Source organism: Kitasatospora sp. NPDC004799, assembly GCF_040609095.1.
Lineage (GTDB): Bacteria > Actinomycetota > Actinomycetes > Streptomycetales > Streptomycetaceae > Kitasatospora.
The window spans coordinates 1-2,025 of the sequence record NZ_JBEXJK010000718.1; the positions used below are offsets into that span (position 1 = coordinate 1).

A 2,025-nucleotide genomic window follows, 5' to 3' on the forward strand; every position below is an offset into this window, starting at 1 on the left:
GCCCCGTCCGCCCGGGACGGGGCGGCGGACCGTCTCCCGGTGAGGCCGCCGATGCGCCGCAGGATCGTCCTCTTCGTCTCCCTCTCCGTCGACGGCTACTTCGAGGGGCCGGACCACGACCTGAGCTGGAACCTGGTCGACGACGAGGTGCACACCCACTTCAACCGGGAACTCGCCCGGATGGGTGGTTTCATCTCCGGCCGGGTGACGCACGAGCTGATGGCCTCCGTCTGGCCCACCGCGGACCAGGACCCGGCCGCCGACGCCCCGATGGTCGAGTTCGCGGGCATCTGGCGCGCGATGCCGAAGACCGTCTTCTCCCGCACCCTCGACCACGCGGACTGGAACACCACCATCGTCCGCGAGGTCACCCCCGAGTCGGTCGCCGCCCTCACCGCCGGCCCCGGCGGCGACCTCACCCTCAGCGGCGCCAACCTGGCCGAGTCCTTCCTCGCCCAGGACCTGGTCGACGAGTTCCGCCTCTACGTCCACCCCGTCGTCCTCGGCCGCGGCACCCTGTTCTTCCGCCCCACGGACCGCCCCACCCCGCTCGCCCTGAAGGACACCCACCGCTTCACCAACGGCGTCACCCTGCTGCACTACGAGCGCGGCGGCCCGTCACCCCTGGACGGGTGATGGGCCGCCGCCTCAAACGCGTCCCGGCCGGTCAGAAGGCGTACGCCTCGACCTCCGCGAGGAGTTCGGCGCGGCGCCGCTCGTCGATGAAGGAGGCCCGGAAGGAGTTGGCGGCCAGGCGGCGCAGGGTCTCCTGGTCGAGGGCGAGGGCCTCGCGCACGGCGCGGAAGTTGTCCTCCACGTAGCCGCCGAAGTACGCCGGGTCGTCGGAGTTGACGGTGACCAGCAGGCCGGCCTCCAGCATCTCGCGCAGCGGGTGGTCGGCGAGGGTGTCGATGCAGCGCAGCCGGACGTTGGAGAGCGGGCAGAGGGTCAGCGGGATCTGCTCGCGCACCAGGCGGGCGACCAGCTCGCCGTCCTCCAGGCAGCGCAGCCCGTGGTCGATCCGCTCGACGCCGAGCACGTCCAGCGCCTCGGTGATGTACTCCGCCGGGCCCTCCTCGCCCGCGTGGGCGACCCGGCGCAGCCCGGCCTCGGCGGCCCGGCGGTACACCTCGCGGAACTTCACCGGCGGGTGGCCGACCTCGGCGGAGTCCAGGCCGATGCCGGCGATCCGGTCGAAGTACGGGCGGGCGGCCTCGAAGGTCTCCAGCGCGGACTCGGCGGACTCGTCCCGCAGGAAGCACATGATCAGCTGGGTGCTGATGCCGTACCGCTCCTCGCTGCGCTCCAGCGCCCGGGTCAGTCCGTCCACCACGACGCCCAGCGGCACCCCGCGCGCGGTGTGCGCCTGCGGGTCGAAGAAGATCTCCGCGTGCCGCACGCCCTGCTCGGCGGCCCGGGCCAGGTAGGCGTCGGCGAGGTCGGCGAAGTCCTCCTCGGTGCGCAGCACGGCCATCAGCGCGTAGTAGAGGTCCAGGAAGGACTGGAGGTCGCTGAAGGAGTACGCCTCGCGCAGCGCCTCGGTGTCGGCGTACGGCAGCTCGACGCCGTTGCGGGCGGCGAGCGCGAAGGCGAGTTCGGGCTCCAGGGTGCCCTCGATGTGCAGGTGGAGTTCGGCCTTGGGAAGCGGCATGTGCGATCTGTCCGAGCGGTAGCGGGATGGTTTCCGAAGAATGCGAAGAATTCATCCTATGATCCGCGCCGGACGAAGGGGTGCACCGACGGCGGGTGGCGGGCACCCTGGAGGAGGGGACTTCCGCCGAGGAGGCACCGAGATGCGGCACGCCGACGACCCGCACATCCGGCCCGCGGGCATCTCCCCGCACGCCCTGGGCAACGACACGCTCCTGCACGAGCTGGAGCAGCTGCACCGCACGCGCCACGAGACCTTCCTGTACGGCTCGGAGGACGCGCAGGCCGGGAGCGTCGGCACCCGGCACACCTCGCACGACTACGGCCTCAAGTCCGGCGACGGCTACCACGCCTACCGCCCGGTCAACCTGTCGG

3 protein-coding genes are annotated in these 2,025 nt (G+C 72.0%); 2 read left to right on the plus strand and 1 reads right to left on the minus strand.

From position 1 onward, the window contains the following. Positions 1–51 precede the first annotated feature (51 nt). Positions 52–636, plus strand: a complete 585-nt coding sequence (locus ABZW03_RS40215) for a dihydrofolate reductase family protein (protein WP_355269757.1) — start codon at positions 52–54, stop codon at positions 634–636. Between the two features lie 31 nt (positions 637–667). On the opposite strand, the gene ABZW03_RS40220 is transcribed toward ABZW03_RS40215, so the two are convergent. Next, entirely contained in the window at positions 668–1,651 is a 984-nt protein-coding gene (locus ABZW03_RS40220; RefSeq protein ID WP_355269754.1) for an adenosine deaminase, read from the minus strand. 142 nt (positions 1,652–1,793) lie between these two features. Here ABZW03_RS40220 and ABZW03_RS40225 point away from each other — a divergent pair. Next, the coding region (locus ABZW03_RS40225; protein ID WP_355269756.1) for a DUF6158 family protein at positions 1,794–2,025 on the plus strand (232 nt) is incomplete at its 3' end.

What these genes read in the sequence shown, in the direction of transcription:
- ABZW03_RS40215 (WP_355269757.1), top strand. Translation starts at nt 52, where the DNA reads ATGCGCCGCAGGATCGTCCTCTTCGTCTCCCTCTCCGTCGACGGCTAC.
- ABZW03_RS40220 (WP_355269754.1), bottom strand. Translation starts at nt 1,651, where the DNA reads ATGCCGCTTCCCAAGGCCGAACTCCACCTGCACATCGAGGGCACCCTG.